Genomic DNA, 24,527 nt, shown 5'->3' with positions numbered 1-24,527 from the left:
ATGAAGAAGCAGGAATATGCCATAGTAGATATCGAGACCACAGGCGGAAATGCCAGCCACAGCCGCATTACAGAAATCGCGATTATTATTCACGACGGAACCACTGTACTCGACCGTTACGAAACGCTTGTAAATCCCGAGAAAGATATTCCGCCTGCTATTTTTGGCCTTACCGGAATTAATAACGAAATGGTAGCTCACGCACCGATTTTCGATGATATTTCTGAGAAAGTCCTTGAAATGCTGACAGATCGTATTTTCGTGGCACATAATGTCAATTTCGATTATTCATTTGTTCGTCATCAATTGGAACAGGCAGGATTTAAATGGACAGCCAGAAAACTATGCACCGTTCGTGCTGCCAGAAAAATCAAACCTGGATTGGGTTCTTACAGCTTAGGAAATCTTTGCAATTCTTTAAATATTGGTCTGGAAAACAGACATCGCGCGGGAGGAGACGCCGATGCCACTGCTCAATTATTTTCGCTTTTACGCGAATGGGATGATGAAGGCGTAATCGATAAAATGATTAAAAAAACAGCGCCGGATCAACGCTTACCACCCAACCTTCCGCCAGAAGATTTTAATGCCTTGCCGGAAAAACCAGGCGTATATTATTTCTACAATCAGGCGAAGAAAGTAATTTATGTCGGGAAGGCAATTAATTTAAAAAAACGTGTTACCTCCCATTTCACAGGAAACAATATCAAACCGCAACGTCAGCATTTTTTAAGGGATATTCACGGCATTTCATTTGAAGTCTGTGCTACCGAATTAATGGCGTTACTGTTGGAATGTACCGAAATCAAAAAACTCTGGCCAACTTATAACAGAGCTTTAAAACGTTTTGAAGGTAAATTCGGAATTTATCAATACGAGGCCAGAAATGGATACAAATATCTGGCAATAGGCAAAGTAAGTAAGTTTCAAATCTGTATTCACGAATTCAACAGTCTTCATGCCGGCATTAATTTATTGCGAAGTCTGGCAGAGCAATTTGAAATTGACCATCGTTTTTGCAAATATTCAAAACCCGAAGAAGGCGAGTTTTTTTATACTCCCGAAGTAAAAGAGCTTCCGGATGCCTTACTTCATAACGAACAAGTTGACCATGCCATTGATTTTTTATTGAACAACAGACCCACTTTTGCAATTATTGACAAAGGCAGATCGGCAGACGAAAGAAGCTGTATCTGGATCGAAAATGGTCGTTTTCACGGAATGGGCTATATTCCGCGAGATGTTGCGATTAATGATCCTGAAGAGGTTAAAAGTTATGTGACACTTTACAAAAGCAATCAATATATTGAGCAGCTAATTTTTGCTTACGCTGAAAAATATCCGGGTAAAGTGTTCTTTAACAAACACTTTCTAAGATAATAATTGTGATTTTATTTAGAAAAAAAAATATTTTAAAGCTGTAAATTTAATATCGTAACATTTTTAACACATAGACGCAAAGATTAATTTATACAAAATACATAATAAATAAACTGATTATCACATAACAGATGACAGGAATTAAATATGTGAAAAACGCTTTTATATTTCAAAAAACTTTAGAAAAGTGTCGTGACTATGTGTGAAAATTTGGTAAAGCGGTAATGACAACTAATAAAATCTACTATGAAAATAGCGACCTATAACGTAAACGGAGTCAACGGACGATTAAATGTTTTATTACAATGGCTGGAAGAAGCAAAACCCGATATTGTCTGTCTTCAGGAATTAAAAGCTCCTCAGGATAAATTTCCGATTAAGGCCATTAATGATGCAGGTTACAATGCCATCTGGCACGGACAAAAACAATGGAATGGCGTTGCCATACTGGCAAAAAATATGGAAATTGAAGAAATAACCCGTGTGCTTCCCGGAGACGAAGAAGATGTGCAAAGCCGGTATGTTGAAGCTTTGATTGGCGGAATTGTAGTTGCCTGTTTATATCTTCCGAACGGAAATCCGGCACCCGGACCAAAATTGGAATACAAACTAAAATGGTTTGATCGTCTGGCGCATCGGGCTGAAACATTATTAAATTTAAAAGTGCCGGTGGTTTTGGTTGGCGATTTTAATGTAATGCCAACAGAACTCGATGTTTATAAACCCGAAAAATGGGTAAACGATGCACTTTTTAGACCCGAAGTGAGAAAAGCTTTTAAAGATATCGTTTCGCAAGGATGGACAGATGCCATTAGAAAATTATATCCGGACCAGAAAATTTATACGTTCTGGGATTATTTCAGAAATGCTTATCAAAGAGATGCAGGACTTCGAATTGATCATTTTTTACTGAGTCCGCAATTAGCTAAAAAACTAAAATCTGGCGGCGTCGAACGTCACGTACGTGGCTGGGAAAAGACCAGTGATCACGCTCCTGTATGGATTGAAATTGACAAAAAATAAATAAAATCATGACATTATTTCAAGACACCGAATTATTTACTGCCGGTTTGGGAGGCAAAAAAATATTTGACATTCCTGATTCTGAATTGATTTTGATTGATAATTTTTTTACAAAAGAAGAATCAGATGTTTTTTATGAAAGACTGCTCCGTAAAACCAAATGGAGAGAACATCAAATGGAAATTTATGATAAAACGTATACCGTTCCCAGAATGATTGCCTGGTATGAGGATAAAGATAATCCCGGCGCAGATCCAAAAGGGCCTGACTGGACTTATGAATTATTAAAAATCCGCGGCCGCGTTGAAAAAGAAACCCAACTTGATTTTAATACTGTTTTGCTAAATTTATACCGTGACGGTAATGATGGTGTAGGCTGGCACAGTGATAAAGAACATAATACAGGACCTAATCCGATTATTGCTTCTGTAACATTTGGAGAAACAAGAATGTTCCGACTTCGTCATAAATACAGTAAAGAAATTCCTCAGGTGGAGATTCCGCTGCATCATGGTTCGTTTTTGTTAATGGCAGGAACGACTAATAGCTATTGGCAGCATCAAGTACCAAAAACAGCACGCGATGTTTTGCCAAGGATCAATCTTACCTTTAGAAGAACCAATCGAATTCTTTGATTTTTATAGAATTGAATCAGTAAATAACTGTTTTTTCATTCAAATTGACGTAAGATATTCCTTGCTCCAAAAGTTAAAACATACACTGTATGAACGTTTTATTAGGCAAGACCTATCTTTTTTACTATTTTTGCAACCTTTTTTAATACAATACCATAATGGCTTATTCCAACAATGATCTATCGCGTTTTTTAGATGCACAGAACAAACTTTATCTTACCGCGCTTTCTGAAATCAGTAAAGGAAAAAAAGAAACACACTGGATGTGGTTCATTTTTCCACAAATAAAAGGTTTGGGACAAAGTGATACAGCCATTCTTTATGCCATAAATGATTTAAAAGAAGCTACCGATTATTTGGAACATCCTATTTTAGGAAAACATTTAATAGAAATCTCTGAATTGCTTTTGACATTTAAAAGAAAATCAGCAGATGGGATTTTCGGAGATTTAGACGCCCGAAAACTTCGTTCTTGTATGACGCTGTTTTCTATGACAGAAAATGCTAATCCGATATTTCAGGAAATTCTCGATGCTTTCTTCTCTGGAGAAAAAGATCCGATTACAGTATCAATTATTAATTCAACTATAATATCGTCTACAGATGAAGCTGTTGTGGCTTAACAAAAGTAGGGATTATTACATCTGAAAGCACTTTTTAACTGAAGTGCTTTTTTTTTGTCTCAAATCAATTCATAAAAAAAAGCGTTTTGTATACAAAACGCTTTTTTTTATTTAATGAAATCAAGTTTAGTTGTCTTTCGGTTTTGTCAGGTAATATACTGGAATTCCTGCAACCATAATAAGAACTCCCCAACCGCAGGTTGAGAACTTTGTCAGTAATAATGATATACATATAGCGGATGCAATAATAATATAAAGCATCGGTAAAAAAGGATATCCAAATGCTTTGTAAGGTCTTTCGATATCGGGCATTTTTCTTCTTAAAATAAAAATTCCGTAAATGGTTAAAATATAAAAAATCAAAACGATGATAATTACAAAGTCTAATAAATCTCCATATTTTCCGGTAAGGCACAAAGCCGATGCCCAAATGCACTGCGCCCAAAGTGCCCATGCAGGAACACCTGAGGGATTGAGTACGGCTGCTTTTTTAAAGAACAAACCATCTTTGGCCATTGTATAATATACCCTCGCCCCTGCCATAATAAGTCCGTTGTTGCAGGCAAAAGTTGAGATCATGATCATAATTGCAATAATCAAAGCACCAATGTTTCCGAAAATATAGTCAGAAGCGACAACTGCAACCCGATCCAGTTTTGAAGTTGCAATTTCATCAAACGGGATTACCGCCAAATACATAATGTTGGTTAAAACATAAATAATCGTTACTATAAAAGTTCCCAAAAACAAGCTTAATCCAACATTTTTCTTTGGGTTTTTAATTTCCCCTGCTATAAAAGTTACACCATTCCACGCATCACTGGAAAATAAAGATCCGACCATTGCAGCTGAAATTCCGGAAATCAAAGCAGTTCCGCTAATGGGCAGCCAAGATCCACTTTCTTTGTCAAATGTACGGGTACTCCATCCGTCAGCCCAGTTTGCATCCCAAACAGAAGCTTTCGCGGCAAGCGTTAATCCGAAAACGATTAATCCCAATAATGATAAAATTTTAATAATTGTTAAAACCGTTTGCAGAATTTTTCCGTTTTTAACACCTCGACTATTAATCAAAGTCAGTATAATAATTGTAAAAATAGAAACGAGCTGTGCGGCATTGAGTTTAAAAAAACCTAACTCGTATAGAATATTTTCATCACTTAAAGGTTCATATAAATAAGCCGCAAATTTTGAAAAAGCTACTCCAACAGCGGCAATTGTTCCCGTTTGTATGACGGCAAAGAAACTCCAACCGTACAAGAAAGCAATCAACTTATTATAAGCTTCTTTTAAATAAACATATTGTCCTCCTGCTTTTGGAAACATCGCGCTTAATTCGCCATAACTAACAGCAGCAATAATGGTAATTAATCCCGACAAAAGCCAGATTAATGTAAGCCATCCTGCAGAACCGACCTGTCTGGCGATGTCTGCACTGACAATAAATATCCCGGATCCGATCATAGAACCTACTACAAGCATAGTTCCGTCTAAGAGTCCGAGTTCTCTTTTAAAATTTTCCTGATTATTCTCTTGCATTTGTATTGGTTTAGGTTGCTTAAAGATATACTTTTTTCTGAAATCCTAAACTTCAAATTCTAAAATCCAATTTAACTAAAAACAGAGTTAAGCAGATATTTTGTTAATCAGAATCAATTTATTTTAGTACATCCAAGAGTTTACGATAACTGCCGGTTGGCTATTAAAGAAAAAACACCTTGCTTTTTTAGAATATCTAAATTTTGAATATCTGATTTTAGAGCAAGAAAGAATAATTTTATTCTACCAAAATCAAAAAAATATATGTAGATTTATCTCACAAACCAAAAACAAAATACCATGAAAAAAATCGTTTTATTATTATTCTTTTTTGCTTCGTTAACTGCATTTTCCCAAGATATTTCGGGCGACTGGAAAGGAATTCTAAAAGTACCCGGTGCAGAACTTAATCTTGTTTTGCATATAAGTAAAGCAGATAATGTTTTAAGTGCAACTTTAGACAGCCCGGACCAGAAAGCATTTGGAATTCCCGTCACTACCACTTCATTCGAAAATTCAACTCTAAAATTTACTGTTGAGAGTTTAAAAATTGAGTACGAAGGAGTTCTCGGTAAAGATGAGATTATTAACGGAACTTTTACACAAATGGGCCATGCTTTTCCATTGATCTTAAATCGTTAACATAATTAATCAAGATGACCTGGGATCCGAAAAAATATAATGAGTTTAAAGTAGAGCGTTTTAAGCCTTTCGAAGATCTTACAAATCATATTATAGATAAACCGAATCTCAAAGTTATCGATCTGGGCTGTGGAACCGGCGAACTTACCAAAAAATTGTACGATAAACTCACCAATCCAATTGTTGTGGGTGTCGATAATTCTGCTGAAATGCTGGCGAAAGCACCCGCACAAGAAAACCTTGAATTTAAACAAAAATCTATTTCAGAAATAGTTAAGGAAGAAATTAAATACGACTTGATTTTCTCAAATGCTGCATTGCAGTGGATTGATAATCATAATGAACTTTTTCCTAAAATTATTTCAAGCATCAATTCAGGCGGACAATTGGCTGTTCAGATGCCGCAGCAAAATGAAAACATTCTGAATAAGATTCTTTACACATTAGTTCAGGAACAGCCTTTTGCCAACTATCTAAAAAATTGGACCCGCCCTTCTCCTGTATTAAATTTGGATGAATATGCAAAAATCCTTTTTGAAAATGGCGGAAGAGATTTGGTAATCTACGAAAAAGTATATCCGCTAATTTCCAGCACAAAAGATGACTTCTTTGAATTTATTTCCGGCTCTGCATTAACGGTTTATCAGGAACGACTTAGTACAGACCAATTTGAAGAACTATCCAGCGAATTTAAGAAAAGAATAAATAATTATTTTCCTAGTGTTCCCTCTATCTATGCCTTTAGACGCTTACTACTCTACGCCAGATTCTAATTTATTTCTTTATCATTTATCTCTAAAACCACATTAAACAAAACATCACTCTGAAACAAAAAGTGATCGTATCATTTTCGTTTAATGTTTTACATTTTGTAAAATTTTCATCAAATTGGATTCATAAAAATGTGGCAAATTAGTATTGATTAAAACCTAAAATACTGAAAACAATTATTTTAAAGCATTAAACTAATTTATTTTCACAATTATGTTTTAACTAATAGTATAAGATAAATTTTACTATATTTGAAATTAAGTAGTTAAATTGCGCTACGCACTTTTAAATAAGATTAACAAATGTTTAATTCTATCAGGTAAACTTTCCCCAAAAGTCACTTGCAGCAGAATAGAATTTAAAAAGACACTTAATTATTAACCTACTGATTTCAGGATTATGTCTAGATTGAAAGCCCTAAGAAACTTTCGTTTTCCGAATGTTTTCATACTTATTTTAATAGTATTCATTTCCTGCGCCTTATTAATCTGCATTAATATTTTTACTATAAAGATATTATCGGCCAATAGAGCATACGTTACCGGTGAGTCGCACTATTCTAAAGCCCAAAAAGATGCTTCAAGACATCTTATTTCCTATTTATATACCAAAAATCCGATTCAGTGGCAGTTATTCCTTCAGGAAATTAAAGTTACACAAGGTGATGCAATTGCCCGAATTACCCTTTTAAAAGCAGGTGACAATAAGATTGCAAGAGATGGTTTTTTAATTGGCCGCAATCATGAAAATGATCTGGATGATGCCATTTGGTTATTTGACAATTTTAAAAATGTCCCTTTTGTATCAAAGGCAATTGATGAATGGGGAAAAGGCGACAAACTCATTTCAGATCTGTTTATGACTGGCCAGCAAATAAATGCGCAGATTAAACGTGATATTCTCACGCCGGAAAAACAAAAACAATTTATGAGTGAAATCAGTTCTTTAAGTGATCAACTGAATGTTAATGAAAGTAATTTCGCGAACACTTTAGGCGAGGGCACACGAAAAATAAAAGATCTGCTTATTGTAACAAATGTCATTTTCGTATTAATTATAATCTGTAGTGTTTGTCTTTATTATTCAATTATGGTAAAAAGACTGGTACTTTCTAAGAAAGAAACCGAAATTAAAAATGAAAATCTGATACTTGTTAATCGGGAACTGGATCGTTTTGTTTACAGTGCCTCACATGATTTAAGATCGCCTATAACGTCTTTAAAAGGTCTTATTGAAATTACATCCATGGAAGATGATTTACATCAAGTTAGAAACTACCTTGAAATGATGCAGCAAAGTCTGGCAAGACAAGATCAGTTTATTAGTGACATTATTGATTATTCTAAAAACAAACGAAAAGAAATAATTCTGGAACCAGTAAGCTTAAAACAATTATTCAATGAGGCTATTTCGCAATTAATGCACATTGAAAATGCGAACAGAATTAAAATTACACAAGAACTTTTAGTCGATCAAATTGAAAGTGACGGCCTTCGATTAAAAATTATCATCAATAATTTAATTTCAAATGCTATAAAATATTCAGATTGCAATAAACAGGAAATGTACATTCGTATTAAAACTTATTTCAGCGAAGGCTTGAACAAAATTGAAATTCAAGATAATGGAATTGGAATTCAAGACCAGCACAAATCCAGTATTTTTGACATGTATTTTGGAACAAATAAAAACAAAGGATCCGGGCTGGGTCTTTACATTGTAAAGGAGGCTGTTGAAAATATTAAAGGAGATATTTCTGTCATCTCAGAAAGTACAGTCGGAAGTAAATTTATTGTAACAATACCAAATTCGTATGCCATATAAATCTCAGTTCATTATTATAGAAGACAATTTAATTGATCAGTTTGTCACTAAAAAATTACTCAAAAAAGGTCTTGATGTAAATCCGCTTTTTATTGCCAATAATGGAAAGGAAGGCATTGACTGGCTTTTAAAAAACACAAACTATAAGTCGTTAATTATACTTCTGGATATCCAGATGCCAGTTATGGACGGTTTTGAGTTTCTGGATGAATTTGCCCGATTACTGGACGAAGAGGCAAAGGAAAAAATTGAGATTTTTGTCCTTTCTTCTACATTGGATAGTGACGAAATTAAAAAAGCAACAGAAAATAAATATGTGTCCGATTTTTGGAACAAACCCTTCTCTATGGAAACCTTAAAAAATGCCTTTCTTAAAAACTAGTTTAAAATACGGTTGACCTGAGAAAAAGCTCTTGTATAGTAAGGCTCTTTTGTAGAAGAAATCATAACGCCACCATGAGTCGACGAATGAACAAATTTAATTTCGCCATCTGCAACATCAACTACCATTCCTACATGGTTAATATGGCGTCGTCCGTTGGTTCTAAAGAAAATTAAATCGCCTTTTTGAGCTTCTTCACTATTTACTTTTGTTCCAACACGTGATTGTTCAATTGAACTTCTTGGTAATTTAATATCAAAACTATTAAATGTATTAATCATTAAACCCGAACAGTCAAAACCTGCTTTGGTGGTTCCGCCTGAGCGGTATCTGATTCCGATATTTTCGGTAGCATTTGCAATAAGCTGCTCTGCCAATTCAGAATAATTTCCTGTTCTGATGTAAGTAGAGTCTCTTTTTATTTCCGAAGAATTTTCAACGATCTGATTTGAATTTGATACAGAAGCAGATGCTATATTTTGATTGAACTCCTGCATTGAATTGGCTGCCTGAATTGCTTCTGCTTTTTCTTTTGGAACACGGATTTTCAAAAGATAACCAACAGATACTTTTCCTCTAATAGATGGATTTTGACGTTCCAGTTCTGCGACCGTAATTCCATATTCTTTAGAAATACCGTATTTTGTTTCCTTAGCTTTCACTTCTCTGAAAAGTTCTACGTCTGTCGAAACATTTTCAGTCAAACTTATTTCTCCTGCCTCTTTTTTGTTTACTTTTTCTTTTGCCGCTACTTTTGGTTTTTCATTAAAAGAAACAGCAGCAACATTAGCAGGAATAATAATTTGTCTTCCTATTTGCAGTCCTTCTGTCTCTAGAAAGGGATTGGCACTCTTTAAATCCTCGACAGAGACATTGTATTTTTTTGATATTCCCCAAAGTGTTTCTTTAGGCTCTATTTCATGGATTCCCGAATTACCAGACGTTGAGGCAACTTCAGCAGTTTTACTTTTTAGTTTTGTTGTATTTTTATTCGGAATTAAGAGTATAGAATTTAATTTTAAGATTTTTGGGGCGTCCGGGTTGGCATCCGTAATGTCCTTCACTTTGACACCGTATTTTTTAGCAAGAACATAAAGGTTATCTCCTGATGAAATTTTGTGCTTAATAAGATTCTCTTGCGCATAAGCTCCAACGCTTAAAAAAAACAATACTACAATTATTCTAAAACTCATATCTTCAGTTTTTATTTTTCTAATTTTCCAAGTTTTGTTACATAATTAAACTCAAAAGTTACAAATATATTACCTCGATGGCGAATTTAACTCTTAAAACTATAAAAACCATAATTTTTAACAATTAATTTACTTCATATTAACAGTTTGGGCATAGAAGTTGTTTCAACTTTACGAAATAATTTGCTTTACATAAACGGTAATTGTCTCATTATTATATTACAAAAACCTAATATTCTATGACAAAATTACTTTACATTATATTTTTGCTTCCTTTTATAATAAATGCGCAAACGATAAACGGATTTGTAAAATCTCAAATTACGAATCTGCCAATTGAAGATGCTAACATAAATGCATTACGCACAAAAATTGGAACTTTAACAAATGATAACGGAGAATTTTCTTTTAATAATAGAATAAAATTAAATGACACTTTACAAGTTTCTCATATTGGCTATATAACCAAAAAAATTGCAGTTTCTGATTTTAAAAAATCAAATTTTATTATTTCTCTTCAGGAAAATATTGAGACACTAAATAATGTAGAAATTAACAATCAAAATACGAGATTGAAATCTAAAGTGCATTTCACTAAACTGGCACCATTAGAATTTGGTATTTATTCATTTGGATCTGTAGTTGTAAATGACAAGATATATGTAGTGGGCGGAGACGGCAGCGAAGAATCTAACGCAATAAATATTTTAAAGGAAAAAAGTATTGATAGCGAAGATCCTAAATTTGAGCTAAAATACTTTCAAATCCTTAATTTTCAGGGCAGCAAAACTTTCTATCGGGGAAATTTACTGATTTATGATCCAAAAACAGATACATGGCAAAAGTCTACTGAAAAATTTAAAAAAAGAGCTTATCATAACTTAAATTATTATGACAACAATCTTTATGTATTAGGAGGAAAGGGAATATCTACAAGTAAAAGATTTGAATATCTTGATAACGAAATTGAAGTTTTTGATGTTAACAAAAACACGATTGAAATCGACAAAACCAATCCTCATAAAGCTGCAAATGCTGCTTCTATAGTTTATAAGGATAATATTATTGTTATGGGAGGTTCTATAAGAGCAATCGAAAGAGGGCAAAAATTCTTTACTGATAAAGTCCACATGTACAATATCACTTCAGGGCTGTGGTACGAGCTAGAAAAAATGCCCAAAGCAAAAGAAGTAAAAGGCATTTTAATTGGTGATAAAATTTTTACAATTGGAAATGCTGACAACAAAAGTCTTTCTGAAATTGAAAGTTTTGATTTAAATAATGAAAAATGGTCTAAAGAAGCAACCTTAATTTCTCATTTGGAAAATCCAGCAATTACCTATAATGCCGAAACCATTTACCTGTTTGAAGAAGGGAAGCTGTTTGTTTACAATATAAAATCAAAAGAAATTAAGGAATACTTTATAGAACTCTATTTAAAATCAGCAGCTATACATTTTTTAAACAATAAATTATATATCATTGGAGGTCATGAATATACCAAGTTTATCATATCTCCTTCCGAAAAAGTCTATAGCATTTCTATTGATGAATTTGATGCCACCAGACCAAACCGAATTAAAATTTTATCCGAAAATAATATGGTAAAAGTGAACTAGCCCGAAAACATTTTAATACTAAAAATAGAAAACGCTCTGTGTTACAGAGCGTTTTCTATTTTTATTTACAAAAGGAATTATGCTTTTCCTGCTGCAATTAAGTTTAATGCAGAACCTGCAACAAACCATCCGATTTGTCCTGCGTTATAAGTATGATTGGCTAGTATAATATCTTTTGAACCATCTTCATGAACAAACTCTATTGTCAAGGGTTTACCAGGAGCAAATTCTGTTAAATCTAAGAAATTGATTGTATCGTTCTCCTGGATCTTATCATAGTCTGCTTCGTTTGCAAATGTTAATCCTAAAAGCCCTTGTTTTTTAAGGTTAGTTTCATGGATACGGGCAAAAGATTTTACTAATACCGCTTTAACACCTAAGAAACGTGGCTCCATAGCAGCGTGTTCACGCGAAGAACCTTCACCATAATTGTGATCTCCCACAACAATAGACGGAATTCCGGCAGCTTTATATTCACGGGCAACAGCGGGAACCGCATTGTATTCTCCTGTCAATTGATTTTTAACTGAATTTGTTTTTTGGTTGAAAGCATTTACAGCACCAATTAGCATATTATTAGAAATATTGTCTAAATGTCCGCGGAAACGCAACCATGGTCCTGCCATAGAAATATGATCGGTTGTACATTTTCCAAATGCTTTAATCAATAATTTGGCACCTGTAATATTTTTACCGTCCCAAGCATCGAATGGAGCTAACAATTGCAAACGCTCTGAAGCCGGATTAACTACAACCTGAACTCCTGCACCATCTTCTGCCGGAGCCTGGAAGCCTGGATCTTCAGCATAAAAACCTTTAGAAGGCAGCTCATCTCCTGTTGGAGCATCAAGCATCACTTCTTCTCCATCTTCATTAATTAAGGTATCCGTTAACGGATTAAATCCTAAATCGCCTGCAATAGCCAAAGCTGTTACCAATTCAGGAGAACCCACAAAAGCTAAAGTATTTGGGTTACCATCTGCACGTTTAGAAAAGTTACGATTAAAAGAATGCACAATAGTATTTCGTTCTTCTTTTTCTGCCCCTTCTCTGTCCCACATACCAATACATGGTCCGCAGGCATTTGCAAATACAGTGGCATTAATTTTATTAAAAGTATCAATAAAACCGTCTCTTTCGATTGTTGAACGCACCACCTCAGAACCCGGCGTAATTGTAAATTTAGCTTTAGTTTTCAGGTTTTTAGCCGCAACTTGTTTTGCTAAAGAAGCTGCGCGTGAAATATCTTCATAAGAAGAGTTGGTACAAGAACCTATTAAACCAACCTGAACCTGTAAAGGCCAGTTATTTTTGATTGCTTCTTCTTTCATTTTAGAAATTGGAGTAGCCAAATCCGGAGTAAAAGGACCGTTTAAGTGTGGTTCCAATTCAGAAAGATTTATTTCTATAACCTGATCAAAGTATTCATGTGGATTTGCATACACTTCCGGATCTCCGGTTAAGTAGGAAGCTACTTTGTCTGCAGCGTCTGCAACATCTGCTCTGTTTGTAGAACGAAGGTAACGACTCATAGAATCATCATAACCAAAAGTGGAAGTAGTTGCTCCAATCTCAGCACCCATATTACAGATAGTTCCTTTTCCTGTACAAGACATTGCTGTTGCTCCTTCGCCAAAGTATTCAACAATTGCACCAGTACCACCTTTTACAGTAAGAATACCGGCAACCTTAAGGATAACATCTTTAGGAGCAGTCCAGCCAGATAATTTACCTGTTAATTTTACTCCAATTAATTTAGGAAATTTAAGTTCCCATGCCATTCCAGACATAACGTCTACTGCGTCAGCTCCACCAACACCAATAGCAACCATCCCTAATCCTCCTGCATTTACAGTATGAGAATCGGTACCGATCATCATTCCGCCCGGAAAAGCATAATTCTCAAGTACAACCTGGTGAATAATTCCTGCTCCCGGTTTCCAGAAACCGATTCCATATTTATTAGATACTGATGATAAGAAGTCGAAAACTTCATTACTTTGTGTTTTTGCTCTTGCCAAATCTGTTACAGCATCTACTTTTGCCTGAATAAGGTGATCGCAATGCACTGTTGTTGGAACTGCAACCTTAGATTTTCCGGCATGCATAAATTGCAATAATGCCATTTGAGCAGTTGCATCCTGACATGCTACACGGTCTGGCGCAAAATCAACATAATCAATTCCTCTTCCAAACGCCTTAGTTGGATTTCCGTCCCAAAGGTGATTGTATAAAATTTTCTCCGTTAAAGTAAGTGGACGACCAACAATCTCACGCGCTTTATCAACGCGCTCAGGCATGTTTTGGTACACTTTTTTTATCATTTCAATATCAAAAGCCATAGATTTGTTTGTTTTTATTATTCTTTTTTGAACATCACAAGATACAAAAATTAGAGCAATTATTATAAAAAAGCCCGAGTTTTATGACCCGGGCTTTTGAATTATTAATAAATAATCTTTTGATTACATAACTAATTGTTTATTAGAAGGTGCAAACTTAGTTAAGTTAATGCCATCAACCGCCGCAGTATACTCTGCCATTGTTGGAGTTCTTCCTAAAATCGTTGAAAGAACCACAACCGGTGTTGAAGAAAGTAACGATTCTCCTTTTTTACCCTCTGTATCTTCTACGACTCTTCCCTGGAAAAGACGTGTAGAAGTTGCCATTACTGTATCTCCTTTTGCCGCTTTTTCCTGGTTACCCATACATAAGTTACAGCCTGGTCGCTCCAGATACAACATGTTTTCGTATTCTGTACGTGCTGCACCTTTTGGCGCGTTATCATCAAATTCGAAACCGGAGTATTTTTGTAAAACTTCCCAGTCTCCTTCTGCTTTAAGTTCATCTACGATATTATAGGTAGGAGGCGCTACTACAAGAGGCGCGCGGAACTCCACTTTACCTTGTTGATCCTCAATATTCTTAAGCATCTGAGCAAGAATTTTCATGTCTCCTTTATGCACCATACAAGAACCGATAAATCCTAAATCTACTTTTTTCTCACCTCCATAAAAAGATAATGGTCTGATGGTATCGTGAGTATAACGTTTAGAAACATCAATATTATTAACGTCCGGATCGGCAATCATTGGCTCAGCAATCTGATCTAAATCAACCACAACTTCAGCGTAATATTTTGCATTAGCATCAGGAGTTAAAGCTGGTTTTTCTCCAGATTTAATCTCAGTAATTCTCTTATCTGCTTTATTGATTAATCCCTGCAGAACTTGTTTTTCATTATCCATTCCTTTGTCAATCATAATCTGGATTCTGCCTTTTGCAATTTCCAATGATTCGATCAAAGTATCATCTTCTGAAATACAGATAGAAGCCTTCGCTTTCATTTCTGCAGTCCAATCTGTAAATGTAAACGCCTGATCTGCGGTAAGAGTACCAATATGAACCTCGATAATTCTACCCTGGAACACATTTTCACCACCAAATTTCTGAAGCATTTGCGCTTGTGTAGCGTGAACCACATCACGGAAATCCATATAAGATTTCATCTCTCCTGTAAAAGTTACCTTAACAGATTCCGGAATTGGCATGGAAGCTTCTCCTGTAGCAAGTGCAAGAGCAACCGTTCCTGAGTCTGCACCAAAAGCCACACCTTTAGACATTCTTGTATGAGAATCTCCACCAATGATTATCGCCCACTCATCTATTGTGATATCGTTAAGTACTTTATGAATTACGTCTGTCATTGAATGATACATTCCTTTCGGATCACGTGCCGTAATAAGACCGAAGTTATTCATAAACTTCATTAATTTCGGAATATTTGCCTGAGCTTTTTTATCCCATACAGAAGCAGTATGACAACCCGATTGGTAAGCACCGTCTACAATTGGTGATATCACTGTAGCTGCCATAGACTCTAATTCCTGAGCTGTCATAAGACCTGTAGTATCTTGCGAACCTACAATGTTCACTTCAACACGAACGTCAGAACCAGCGTGTAATACCGTTCCCGGTGTTATACCAACTGCATTTTTATTAAAGATTTTCTCTACCGCCGTAAGTCCTTGTCCTTCAAAAGAAACTTCTTTAGACGGAGCAAATACTAACGGAGCTTCGATATCTAAAACTCTTGCTGCAAAAGTCTGAAGTTTTTTTCCAAAAACAATAGCATACGATCCACCGGCTTTAATGAATTCCATTTTTTGAGGAGTGAAAGATTTTGACATATCTATCAATTCTATCTCTCCATTATAAAGTTTTTTCTTTCTTGTATTAATAGTAAGAACCGTTCCCGTAGCAACAGAATATACCTGCTCAAGAATTGGTTCTCCGCTTTCGTTGCGAACAATATTTCCGTTTTCATCTACTTTCTTAACCCAGTTTTTAAGATCGACACCAATACCACCGGTAACGTCAACAGTCGTTAAGAAAATTGGAGAAATACCATTTGTTCCTCCAACAATTGGAGCGATATTTACAAAAGGAACATATTTACTTGCTTTTCTACCGGTCCAAAGTGCCACGTTATTTACACCTGACATTCTAGATGATCCAACTCCCATTGTACCTTTTTCAGCAATTAACATCACACTTGCATCTGGATGTAAAGTCTGTAGTGCTTTTATTTCCTCTTGTGCCTGAGGTGTAATCATACATTTACCGTGTAATTCACGATCTGAACGCGAGTGCGCCTGATTTCCCGGAGACAATAAATCGGTAGAAATATCACCTTCTCCGGCTATATATGTAACAACCTTAATTTCTTCGGCTACTTCTGGTAACTTCGTAAAAAATTCGGCTTGCGCGTAACTTTCAATAATTTCTCTCGCGATTGGATTCTCTTTTTTGAATGCTTCTCTAAGACGATCGGTATCTGCATCATAAAGAAAAACCTGTGTTTTTAGAACATTTGCTGCTTCTTTTGCAATAGCAAAATCAAGACCAAGGGCTAAATCAAGTAAAACTTCAATTGATGGTCCGCCTTTCATGTGCGATAACAATTCGAAAGCAAAAGCAGGCGTAATCTCTTGTACAACAGACTGACCTAAAATAATCTCTTTCAAAAATTTTGCTTTCTCACCTGCAGCACTGGTAGTTCCAGGTAAGGTGTTGTAAATAAAGAAGTTAAGCGAATCTTCACGATATTCGTTATTAACATCTTTAATTTGAGCAATAATCTCGCTTAATAATGCGGCATCATCAATAGGTTTCGGGTGAAGACCTTGATTTTTTCTTTCTTCAATTTCTTGAATGTAGTCTTGATAAATATTCATATTTCTTGTAATAGGTATTTTTATTTTTTTGTACGCAAATTTAATAATTAATGCCGAGAACTAAAAAAAATATAATAGATGACCGCTTTTCAAAAATTATTATTGTTAAAAAACGATTTTCAATGTGTTTTTTTGCCAAAATGTCAATTTTGAATTAAAAAATTGATTTATTAATATTTTAAAATCTTTTCCTTAACAAAGTCGAAATTTAATGTTAAGCCATAAGTGAGATTTTTACTGCGGTTTACATGCAGATTAGTTCTAAATAACAATTTATAACGTTATAGTTGGAAATTCTTTGCCTTACAATCAACAAATTTGAAGTAATAATTATTTAAAATTGAAAGACAAAAAAAATCCCGACAATATAATTGTCGGGATCCTGATAGTATAATGTTTAAAAATTACATCAATTTTTTAATAATAACTTCTTCTGTTATTCCTTCTGCATCGGCTTTATAATTTTTAATAATTCTGTGACGAAGAATTCCGGTTGCAACTGCCTGAACATCTTCAATATCAGGTGAAAACTTTCCATTAAAGGCAGCATGTGCTTTTGCAGCTAAAATAAGGTTTTGAGATGCTCTTGGTCCTGCTCCCCAATCCAGGTAATTTTTTACAAAATCATTAGACAAATTATTATCCGGGCGCGTTTTGCTTACCAGAGTAACCGCATAATCAATAACATTATCTGCTACCGGAATTCTACGAATTAAATGCTGAAAATCAATAATTTCCTGCGCTGTAAATAAAGGATTAATTTGTGTTTTAACATCAGAAGTTGTTCTTTTCACCACTTGCACTTCTTCCTCAAAAGTTGGATATTCCAATTTAATTGCAAACATAAAACGGTCTAACTGAGCCTCCGGTAAAGGATAAGTTCCTTCCTGCTCAATTGGATTTTGTGTTGCCAGAACAAAATAGGGTAAATCTAATTTATGGTGCTGGCCTGCAATCGTTACCGATCTTTCCTGCATGGCTTCCAATAAAGCGGCCTGTGTTTTTGGCGGAGTCCTGTTGATCTCATCGGCCAAAATAATATTGGAAAAGATTGGTCCTTTAATAAATTTGAAGTTTCTGTTTTCATCCAGAATTTCACTTCCTAAAATATCAGAAGGCATTAAATCTGGCGTAAACTGAATTCTTTTAAAATCTAAACCTAAAGCTTGAGATAAAGTATTAATCATTAAGGTTTTTGCCAACCCCGGAACTCCTATTAAAAGCGCGTGTCCTCCTGAAAATATACAAAGTAAAATTTGATCTACAACGGCGTCCTGCCCTACAATGATCTTCGCTATTTCGTTTTTTAATTCATTTCTTTTTTGAACTAAATTATGAATTGCTGTTACGTCAGACATTTATGAGTGTATTTAAAATTAAAAAGAGTCAGATCTATGAATTCATAAAACTAACTCTTTTTATTTATTTAATAAAAATTATTTTTTCAACCAGTTGTTTGCAAAATCACATTCTTTATACTCTCCAATGATTTTGATATAAGTATCCTTAATCTTAGTATCAAACCATTTCGCGATTGCATTGATTTGCTTTTCTTTTAATGCCAATTCTTTAATTTTGGTATAGTCTTTAGCATAATCTGCCGTATGGTCTTCAATTCTGTTTGTAACGGTAATCAGTTTATATGTTTTTTTACCTTTATCATCTGTATTTAAAACCGGCTGCGAAACTTCGTTCCCTTTTAAATTTGACACCTGACTGTATAAAGTAGGATCCATTTTTGTCAATTCAAAACGGGTATCCTGAGTTGTTGGGTTTACTAAAGTTCCTCCGTTTGCTCTTGTTTCTTTTTCATCAGATTCTGTTCTGGCTGCTTCCGCGAAAGTGATTTCGTTACCTACTATTTTGTTTCTGATGTTAGCAATTCTTTCTTTTGCTTCTTTTAATGCTGCTTCAGAAACGGTCGGTGCAATTAAAATATGGCGAAGTTCAACTTCCTGTCCTTTGATTTTTTCTACCATAATAATATGGAAACCATAAATGGTTTCAAATGGCTCTGAAATTTCTCCTGCCTGCAAACTAAATGCCACATCCTTAAACTCTTTTACAAAAGGAGTTTTTCTGGTCATTTTGTAATAACCTCCATTTGGCGCAGATCCGGGATCCTGAGAATACAAAACTGCCTTAGTCGCAAAACTTGATCCTTCAAGAACATCTTTTCTTATAGCATTTAATCTGTCTTTTACTTTTTGTTTGTCTTCTGCAGAAACCTTTGGCTCAACCACAATTTGCGCTACTTCCATTTCAGCACCAAAAGTTGGTAATTCTTCTTTTGGGATTTTCTTAAAGAAATTTCGAACTTCCTCCGGAGTGATTTCAACATCTTTAATGATCTTATCTCTCATCTCAGAAGACAATTTTTGCTCTTTTAAGATATCGGCAAAATAAGTCTTAAATTCTTCAACAGAACTTTTTTTGTAGTATTCAACTACTTTATTAATATCTCCCACCTGCTGAGTCATATAGTTCAGACGATCTTCCATCATACCTCTCACTTCAGCATCACTTACAATAATACTATCCTGAATAGCCTGGTGAGCATACAATTTATCTTCTAAAAGTTTACCCAGCATCTGACATCTTGTGATATCTTTTGTAGAACCTCCCTGAGCAGTAATCTCCAAAAATCCCTTATCAATATCAGAGTCTAAAACAATATAATCTCCTACTGTAGCGATAATGCCGTCAATTTTTAATTTTCCACCTGTTGGCGCGTCTACAGGCTTTTGAGCTACAACATCAGGAATTATTTCCTGTGCTGTAATAATTGGAGCAAAAAAAAGGAAAAAACAAATTGTTAATGCAAACCTGTAATCAATTGTTTTTAGCTGTAATTTTTTTAATAACATTATTTTAAATTTTATTTGAATGTAAGCCTGTTTGAGATGATTCCCCTTATTTATTGATGCTCTCAAGTATTCTTCAAAACATAAATAATTCTAGTATAGTTCTTTCGTAACTTATAACGAACAAAAATAACAATTCAATTACATAATACAACTATCCGATATACTATTAACAAAAAATTATAGGATACCTTAATTTAGTCTTTAATCAAAAAGCTGCGTACACATTCTTAAACTCAAAAAAAAGCTTTAGAATTTTAATTTACGATATTAAAAAATAACTGATTATTAATTCATTATAAAAAAGTTCTCAACACTACAACGTTTTCGTACTAAACAATTTTCTTACAAATTAAAATCATATCAAATAAAAACTATTTTTGATACGTAATTATTAATTTATAATACTAAAAAATAGCAAAATCTATTTTAAAATATTATAAAATTAAATATTTAACAATACGCTATTTAACTAAACCAAATCTATTATGAAAAAACCTATTGCAAAATTATGCTTTCTAATGGTCATGACAGGAATCTTCTATTCGTGCTCCGACAATGAAACAAACGAAATTGATTCGAAGTCTGAAAGTCAGAAATTTAAAGTTATCGAAGTAACACATCATGATGGAAAACCTTTTAATACCGGGGTTTCTACATCTTCTTCAACCGGAAAATACGTTGACAATCCGGGTGGTGGAGTAATGATGCAGGCTTTTTATTGGGACGTCCCCTCAGGCGGAACCTGGTGGAATACGGTAAGCGGTAAGGTAACTTCATGGTCAGATGCAGGAATTGGTTCTATCTGGCTTCCACCTGCATCAAAAGCACAAAACGGTGCCTTTTCTATGGGATACGATCCTACAGATTATTTCGATTTTGGCGATTACAATCAAAATGGAAGTACAGAAACCCGATTTGGTTCAAAAGCTGAATTGGTTAGTTTGATCACAAAAGCACATACCGAAAATGTAAAAGTATATGCAGACATTGTGATTAATCATAATAGCGGCGGACAATCTGAATCCAATCCGTTTACGGGAACCAATACGTGGACTAATTTTACCGGCATTGCCTCAGGAAAATTCAAACGTACTTATAATGATTTCTACAAAAACAGCTACGGAAATAATGATGAAGGCGCTTTTGGCGGATTTCCTGATTTGTGCCACGCCGCTCCAAATGTGCAGGATTGGCTTTGGTTGAGAGCAGACGGAGTTGGTAAGTATTATAAAAACACTATGAAGTTTGACGGTTGGAGATTTGACTACGTTAAAGGTTTCGCTCCATGGGTCGTACACGATTGGAATGCCAATGTAGGCGGATTCTCTGTTGGAGAATATTGGGACGCCAATGTAAATACCTTAGAATGGTGGGCAAACAATGCAAACAGTTCTGTTTTTGATTTTGCTTGCTATTATAAAATGAATGATGCCTTTGACGGAAATAATCTGGCATTGTTAAACGACGACATGATGTGGAAAAGAAATCCGTACAAAGCGGTTACTTTTGTTACAAATCATGATACCGATGAAATTTCAAACAAATTACTGGCTTACTCCTATATATTAACGCACGAAGGATATCCGACTATATTCTACAGAGATTACGAAGAATGGCTGGATAAAAACAAGCTAAACAATTTAATCTGGATCCATAATAATAAAGCAACGGGAACGACTTCTATTTTATATTCTGACAATGATGAATATGTGGCCCGCAGAAACGGATACAACGGAAATCCGGGATTGGTTGTTTACATTAATAACTCAAACACCTGGCAGGAAAGATGGATTCAGACGAACTGGGCCAATACTCAAATTAAAGATTTTACAGGAAGCTCCAGCTGGTATCCAACTACTCAGTCCGATAAATGGGTAAAAATACAATGTCCTCCAAAAGGATATTCAGTTTGGTCAATTAATCAGTAATTTAAAATGACTATTCTAAAGGCTGTTCTTTTGGAGCAGCCTTTTTCTTTACATCTATACATTGTTGGAACTTCGTGTAATTACTGGCAAAAAAACAACTCCAAATTAAGACACTTTAATTTGCGAACTGAATATTTTTATTAAGCCATAATTAATAGTACTTTTGCAACCTATTTATACGAAATATGAGCTTTTTAAAAGAAATACAACGCAGAAGAACATTCGGAATTATATCGCATCCCGATGCCGGTAAAACAACTTTAACTGAGAAATTATTATTATTTGGAGGTGCAATTCAGGAAGCCGGTGCGGTTAAAAATAATAAGATTAAAAAAGGAGCAACATCAGATTTTATGGAAATTGAACGCCAAAGAGGTATTTCGGTTTCTACTTCTGTACTTGCTTTTAATTATAAAGACAAAAAAATCAATATTCTTGATACTCCCGGGCACAAGGATTTTGCAGAAGATACTTTTAGAACATTAACGGCTGTTGACAGTGTTATTGTTGTAATTGACGTAGCAAAAGGGGTCGAGGAACAAACGGAAAAATTGGTTGCCGTTTGTAGAATGAGAAACATTCCAATGATTGTTTTCATTAATAAACTAGACCGTGAAGGTAAAGATGCTTTTGATTTGATGGACGAAGTGGAACAAAAACTTGGTTTGAAAGTGACGCCACTAAGTTTCCCAATCGGAATGGGTTATGATTTTCAGGGAATCTACAATTTATGGGAAGAAAACATTAATCTTTTTAGTGGAGACAGCCGTAAGAATATTGAAGAAACTATCGCTTTTTCTGATGTGCAAAATAATCCGGAACTGGATAAAATTGTGGGTCAAAAAGCGGCAGAAAGACTTCGTGAAGAATTAGAATTAATCGACGAGGTTTATCCGAAATTTGAGAGACAGGATTATTTGGATGGAAAAATTCAGCCCGTTTTCTTTGGTTCTGCCTTAAATAACTTTGGAGTTCGCGAATTGTTGGATTGTTTCGTAACCATCGCTCCGTTTCCAAGACCAAAAGATTCTGAAACTCGCTTGGTTGATCCGACAGAAGAAAAAATGTCTGGTTTTGTATTTAAAATCCATGCTAATATGGATCCGAAACACAGAGACCGTTTAGCGTTTATCAAAATCGTTTCCGGAACATTCGAAAGAAACAAACCCTATTATCACGTTCGCCAGAAAAAAAATCTAAAATTCTCTAGTCCGAATGCATTTTTTGCAGAGAAAAAAGAGATTGTAGATATTTCGTATCCTGGAGATATAGTGGGTTTGCACGATACCGGAAATTTTAAAATTGGAGATACCTTAACGGAAGGCGAAATCATGAGTTTCAAAGGAATTCCAAGTTTCTCTCCGGAACACTTTAGATACATTAATAATGCTGACCCTATGAAAGCCAAACAGCTTGACAAAGGTGTAGATCAATTAATGGACGAAGGTGTGGCACAGTTGTTTACTTTAGAAATGAATAATCGTAAAGTGATCGGAACCGTTGGAGCGCTTCAGTACGAAGTAATCCAATACCGTTTAGAGCACGAATATGGCGCAAAATGTACTTACGAAAACTTCCCGGTTCATAAAGCGTGCTGGGTTAAGCCGGATGATGCTAAAAATGAAGAATTTAAAGAATTTAAACGTATCAAACAAAAATTCCTTGCTCACGATAAATATGGTCAATTGGTATTTTTAGCCGACTCTGATTTCACTATTCAAATGACTCAAAGTAAATATCCGACCGTAAAATTATTCTTTACATCAGAGTTTGATTAATTCTTTTCAAAATATTGAAAAAGGCTGTTTTTAATTAAACAGCCTTTTTTTTAAATATTAAATTTCTATTACTCCGTTTCTATGGAACATAATTAATTCCTAATCCGCCAGCGATATAAATCCTCGAAAGTTCCCCGGCTGCAATAATTATATTTTGCTGCAAAATATTGTTCCTCACTAAATTTACGTCAAAATTAATTCTTTTAGAAAGGTAATAATCATCAGCCGTAATAGTCACTTCAAATGTTTCGGATTTTTTTGAAATTACTATCGGAATTAAAAAATCACCTGTTTTAGAATTCATTTTGAGCTTACTTTTTGCACCATTAATTGTAATCTCCAAATTAGGATATGTTTTTCTGTTAAAAGGTTTATTAGTCGTAGCTTCCAGCAATTTCCCTTTCACTAAAATCGAAAATTCTTTCTCAGCATTCTGGCTCACTGCAACCTTACCTAAAGTATAGTGATCAGGTCCAGCGCAATTGACTTCTGTTGCAATTACAGTTTTTTCTTGTCCGGATACATTATTGGAAACAAGTAAAACAGATGCAGCAACTGCAGCATATTTTAAATTATTGATTCTGAATCTTTCACTGTAGTGAAATTCTTCTTCGAGCTGGGTTGTTTTTAATCTGGCACAGATGCTTTTATTGTCATTTTCTGAGATAAATTTAGCAACTTCTGAATTTGTTTTTCTACTCAAATCAATTACATTTTTAGCACAGGAACTACAAAAAGATCCATTTGAATTAGGAATCATTTTATCAAAATTCTCAGAGCAGGGACTTTTTATTTCTAAAGTGAATTTCTTTTTCATACCTTAATATTTTAAGTTAAAATCTCTTTAAAGACTACTATACTTATATAGAGTATGTTTTGGATCAAAAGGTTGGAAAGAATATTAAAAAAAAGCGCTAATTAAAATTAGCGCTTTTTATAACTTGAATTAAATCAACCTTACTAAATCATTATATTAAAAAATTATCTTTTAACAGAATGATAAAAATATATTTTTCACTTCAACCAAAAAAACTTTATCGATTAAAGGATGCTAAACCTGATTAATTACATCTTTCAAAATGATAT

At 34.5% G+C, this 24,527-nt stretch carries 18 protein-coding genes; 11 read left to right on the top strand and 7 right to left on the bottom strand.

Translation table 11 applies throughout. The features are described 5' to 3' along the window. The 4 genes from ABEB31_RS07660 (at position 1) to ABEB31_RS07645 (ending at position 3,661) form a co-directional block, all read left to right on the top strand. Complete coding sequence (locus tag ABEB31_RS07660) at positions 1-1,380, top strand: exonuclease domain-containing protein (RefSeq protein ID WP_347050746.1); 1,380 nt, start codon at positions 1-3, stop codon at positions 1,378-1,380. A 246-nt stretch (positions 1,381-1,626) separates the two neighbouring features. Beyond that, positions 1,627-2,403, top strand: coding sequence for an exodeoxyribonuclease III (gene xth / locus ABEB31_RS07655; protein WP_347050745.1), 777 nt, complete (start codon positions 1,627-1,629; stop codon positions 2,401-2,403). An 8-nt stretch (positions 2,404-2,411) separates the two neighbouring features. Beyond that, positions 2,412-3,038, top strand: coding sequence for an alpha-ketoglutarate-dependent dioxygenase AlkB family protein (locus ABEB31_RS07650; RefSeq protein WP_347050744.1), 627 nt, complete (start codon positions 2,412-2,414; stop codon positions 3,036-3,038). A 158-nt stretch (positions 3,039-3,196) separates the two neighbouring features. Next, a complete protein-coding gene (locus ABEB31_RS07645; RefSeq protein ID WP_347050743.1) occupies positions 3,197-3,661 on the top strand; it encodes a DUF1810 domain-containing protein in 465 nt (154 codons plus the stop codon). A gap of 126 nt (positions 3,662-3,787) precedes the next feature. Here the strand turns inward: ABEB31_RS07645 and ABEB31_RS07640 are convergent, their stop codons facing one another. After that, on the bottom strand, positions 3,788-5,200 hold the full coding sequence (locus ABEB31_RS07640) for an APC family permease (RefSeq protein WP_347050742.1): 1,413 nt from the start codon (positions 5,198-5,200) through the stop codon (positions 3,788-3,790). Positions 5,201-5,500: 300 nt separating this feature from the next. On the opposite strand from ABEB31_RS07640, the gene ABEB31_RS07635 reads away from it, so the two are divergent. From ABEB31_RS07635 to ABEB31_RS07620, 4 genes are all read left to right on the top strand, one after another. Next, a complete protein-coding gene (locus tag ABEB31_RS07635; RefSeq protein WP_347050741.1) occupies positions 5,501-5,842 on the top strand; it encodes a hypothetical protein in 342 nt (113 codons plus the stop codon). Positions 5,843-5,856: 14 nt separating this feature from the next. Continuing rightward, a complete protein-coding gene (locus tag ABEB31_RS07630; RefSeq protein WP_347050740.1) occupies positions 5,857-6,615 on the top strand; it encodes a methyltransferase domain-containing protein in 759 nt (252 codons plus the stop codon). A 397-nt stretch (positions 6,616-7,012) separates the two neighbouring features. Continuing rightward, the gene (locus ABEB31_RS07625) at positions 7,013-8,437 is read left to right on the top strand and encodes a sensor histidine kinase (protein WP_347050739.1); all 1,425 of its coding nucleotides are present in this window, start codon (positions 7,013-7,015) and stop codon (positions 8,435-8,437) included. Beyond that, a complete protein-coding gene (locus tag ABEB31_RS07620) occupies positions 8,427-8,819 on the top strand; it encodes a response regulator (protein ID WP_347050738.1) in 393 nt (130 codons plus the stop codon). Before ABEB31_RS07625 ends, ABEB31_RS07620 begins: the two co-directional genes overlap by 11 nt. On the opposite strand, the gene ABEB31_RS07615 is transcribed toward ABEB31_RS07620, so the two are convergent. Next, positions 8,816-10,012, bottom strand: coding sequence for a C40 family peptidase (locus tag ABEB31_RS07615; RefSeq protein WP_347050737.1), 1,197 nt, complete (start codon positions 10,010-10,012; stop codon positions 8,816-8,818). The genes ABEB31_RS07620 and ABEB31_RS07615 overlap by 4 nt on opposite strands. A 239-nt stretch (positions 10,013-10,251) precedes the next feature. Here ABEB31_RS07615 and ABEB31_RS07610 point away from each other — a divergent pair, with 239 nt between their 5' ends. Next, positions 10,252-11,631 (top strand): Kelch repeat-containing protein, encoded by a 1,380-nt coding sequence (locus tag ABEB31_RS07610; RefSeq protein ID WP_347050736.1) that lies wholly within the window; start codon positions 10,252-10,254, stop codon positions 11,629-11,631. A 77-nt stretch (positions 11,632-11,708) separates the two neighbouring features. Here ABEB31_RS07610 and ABEB31_RS07605 read toward each other — a convergent pair whose 3' ends face one another. The 4 genes from ABEB31_RS07605 to ABEB31_RS07590 all read right to left on the bottom strand — a co-directional run bounded on the left by ABEB31_RS07605 (position 11,709) and on the right by ABEB31_RS07590 (position 19,735). Continuing rightward, positions 11,709-13,973, bottom strand: coding sequence for an aconitate hydratase (locus ABEB31_RS07605; RefSeq protein WP_347050735.1), 2,265 nt, complete (start codon positions 13,971-13,973; stop codon positions 11,709-11,711). Between the two features lie 123 nt (positions 13,974-14,096). Beyond that, on the bottom strand, positions 14,097-16,868 hold the full coding sequence (locus tag ABEB31_RS07600; protein ID WP_347050734.1) for a bifunctional aconitate hydratase 2/2-methylisocitrate dehydratase: 2,772 nt from the start codon (positions 16,866-16,868) through the stop codon (positions 14,097-14,099). Positions 16,869-17,272: 404 nt separating this feature from the next. After that, positions 17,273-18,226, bottom strand: a complete 954-nt coding sequence (locus tag ABEB31_RS07595; RefSeq protein WP_347050733.1) for an AAA family ATPase — start codon at positions 18,224-18,226, stop codon at positions 17,273-17,275. Positions 18,227-18,304: 78 nt separating this feature from the next. Then, entirely contained in the window at positions 18,305-19,735 is a 1,431-nt protein-coding gene (locus ABEB31_RS07590) for a peptidylprolyl isomerase (protein ID WP_347050732.1), read from the bottom strand. 485 nt (positions 19,736-20,220) lie between these two features. Between ABEB31_RS07590 and ABEB31_RS07585 the strand changes: the two genes are divergently transcribed. Both ABEB31_RS07585 and ABEB31_RS07580 read left to right on the top strand, forming a co-directional pair. Beyond that, positions 20,221-21,663 (top strand): alpha-amylase, encoded by a 1,443-nt coding sequence (locus ABEB31_RS07585; protein WP_347050731.1) that lies wholly within the window; start codon positions 20,221-20,223, stop codon positions 21,661-21,663. Between the two features lie 185 nt (positions 21,664-21,848). Then, positions 21,849-23,441: a peptide chain release factor 3 gene (locus ABEB31_RS07580; RefSeq protein ID WP_347050730.1), complete on the top strand. Its 1,593-nt coding sequence runs from the start codon at positions 21,849-21,851 to the stop codon at positions 23,439-23,441. A gap of 79 nt (positions 23,442-23,520) precedes the next feature. Here ABEB31_RS07580 and ABEB31_RS07575 read toward each other — a convergent pair whose 3' ends face one another. Further along, entirely contained in the window at positions 23,521-24,258 is a 738-nt protein-coding gene (locus tag ABEB31_RS07575) for a hypothetical protein (RefSeq protein WP_347050729.1), read from the bottom strand. Positions 24,259-24,527 lie beyond the last annotated feature (269 nt).

This window comes from Flavobacterium olei, assembly GCF_039749035.1.
GTDB classification, from domain to species: Bacteria; Bacteroidota; Bacteroidia; order Flavobacteriales; family Flavobacteriaceae; genus Flavobacterium; species Flavobacterium olei.
This window is presented reverse-complemented; position numbering and strand designations above follow the sequence as displayed.

Excerpts from the sequence above, each read along its gene's own strand:
- ABEB31_RS07660 (WP_347050746.1), top strand. The coding sequence starts at position 1 with ATGAAGAAGCAGGAATATGCCATAGTAGATATCGAGACCACAGGCGGA.
- xth (WP_347050745.1), top strand. The coding sequence starts at position 1,627 with ATGAAAATAGCGACCTATAACGTAAACGGAGTCAACGGACGATTAAAT.
- ABEB31_RS07650 (WP_347050744.1), top strand. The coding sequence starts at position 2,412 with ATGACATTATTTCAAGACACCGAATTATTTACTGCCGGTTTGGGAGGC.
- ABEB31_RS07645 (WP_347050743.1), top strand. The coding sequence starts at position 3,197 with ATGGCTTATTCCAACAATGATCTATCGCGTTTTTTAGATGCACAGAAC.
- ABEB31_RS07640 (WP_347050742.1), bottom strand. The coding sequence starts at position 5,200 with ATGCAAGAGAATAATCAGGAAAATTTTAAAAGAGAACTCGGACTCTTA.
- ABEB31_RS07635 (WP_347050741.1), top strand. The coding sequence starts at position 5,501 with ATGAAAAAAATCGTTTTATTATTATTCTTTTTTGCTTCGTTAACTGCA.
- ABEB31_RS07630 (WP_347050740.1), top strand. The coding sequence starts at position 5,857 with ATGACCTGGGATCCGAAAAAATATAATGAGTTTAAAGTAGAGCGTTTT.
- ABEB31_RS07625 (WP_347050739.1), top strand. The coding sequence starts at position 7,013 with ATGTCTAGATTGAAAGCCCTAAGAAACTTTCGTTTTCCGAATGTTTTC.
- ABEB31_RS07620 (WP_347050738.1), top strand. The coding sequence starts at position 8,427 with ATGCCATATAAATCTCAGTTCATTATTATAGAAGACAATTTAATTGAT.
- ABEB31_RS07615 (WP_347050737.1), bottom strand. The coding sequence starts at position 10,012 with ATGAGTTTTAGAATAATTGTAGTATTGTTTTTTTTAAGCGTTGGAGCT.
- ABEB31_RS07610 (WP_347050736.1), top strand. The coding sequence starts at position 10,252 with ATGACAAAATTACTTTACATTATATTTTTGCTTCCTTTTATAATAAAT.
- ABEB31_RS07605 (WP_347050735.1), bottom strand. The coding sequence starts at position 13,973 with ATGGCTTTTGATATTGAAATGATAAAAAAAGTGTACCAAAACATGCCT.
- ABEB31_RS07600 (WP_347050734.1), bottom strand. The coding sequence starts at position 16,868 with ATGAATATTTATCAAGACTACATTCAAGAAATTGAAGAAAGAAAAAAT.
- ABEB31_RS07595 (WP_347050733.1), bottom strand. The coding sequence starts at position 18,226 with ATGTCTGACGTAACAGCAATTCATAATTTAGTTCAAAAAAGAAATGAA.
- ABEB31_RS07590 (WP_347050732.1), bottom strand. The coding sequence starts at position 19,735 with ATGTTATTAAAAAAATTACAGCTAAAAACAATTGATTACAGGTTTGCA.
- ABEB31_RS07585 (WP_347050731.1), top strand. The coding sequence starts at position 20,221 with ATGAAAAAACCTATTGCAAAATTATGCTTTCTAATGGTCATGACAGGA.
- ABEB31_RS07580 (WP_347050730.1), top strand. The coding sequence starts at position 21,849 with ATGAGCTTTTTAAAAGAAATACAACGCAGAAGAACATTCGGAATTATA.
- ABEB31_RS07575 (WP_347050729.1), bottom strand. The coding sequence starts at position 24,258 with ATGAAAAAGAAATTCACTTTAGAAATAAAAAGTCCCTGCTCTGAGAAT.